Here is an 836-nt window from a genome sequence, read left to right as displayed (position 1 = left end):
CCGTTGGGGTGGTAGTCGAGTTGGTAGGTTTCGCCGGCTTCGTTTTCGATCTCGGTGAGCAGCAGCCGGGCGTTGTCGTAGCGGTACTTGACCTGGGTGCCGTCGGCGTTGAGACGGCGGCTGATCAGGTGCAGGCCATCGGCGTATTCGTAGCGGGTGACGTGGTCGAGTTCGTCGCGTTCGGCGATGATTTTGCCGTAGGGGTTGTAGCTGAATTCTCGTGTGGCGCCGCCTGGCAAGACGAGGCGAATCAGCCTGCCGACGCAGTCCCAGTGATACTGCGTCAGCGCACCATGCTCATCCTCACAGGCAACTTGCCGCCCCAGATCGTCATAGCGATAACGCTTGATCCCACCATGGGGTAATTGCTCTTCAAGCAGTTGCCCGCGTTCGTTCCACACCAGTCGATGGCAACTGTGATCCGGGTACCAAACTCCATTCAGTTGCCCGTGCTTGTTGTAGCTGTAGTCAGTAACCTCTCCATCGGGATCGGTCCTACGCGTAACATCGCCTTGCTCATTACGCTCATATTTCCAGACCGCCTCCCCACGTCTGACAACCCGTACAAAACCGTTGTCATGCTCGTAGGACGTTGGCTCATCATCCCCCGGAAACAGCGCCACCAAGCGTCCGGCGTCGTCATATTGATAGGCCGTCACCGCGCCCATCGGGTCTTGCTCGACGGTCAGCCGACCCTGGTCGTCGTAGGATTTAAAGTGCGTGGCGCCGTCCGGATCAATCCTCTGCACCAGCCGCGCCCGCTGGTCATGGACATACACCTCCTGGCTACCATCGGCGTTATGCACCGTGACACGCCCGTCATCGCCCCAGGCATA

1 pseudogene is annotated in these 836 nt (G+C 59.3%); it reads right to left on the bottom strand.

Going from position 1 to position 836, the window contains the following annotated elements:
- Positions 1 to 836: pseudogene (locus tag OC445_RS26900) on the bottom strand (type IV secretion protein Rhs); the annotation flags it as partial.

Origin of the sequence: Pseudomonas sp. Pse35 (assembly GCF_024519715.1) — a bacterium.
GTDB lineage: Bacteria > Pseudomonadota > Gammaproteobacteria > Pseudomonadales > Pseudomonadaceae > Aquipseudomonas > Aquipseudomonas paracarnis.
Note: the sequence above shows the minus strand (reverse complement) of the source record. Positions and strands in the feature narration are given on the sequence as shown.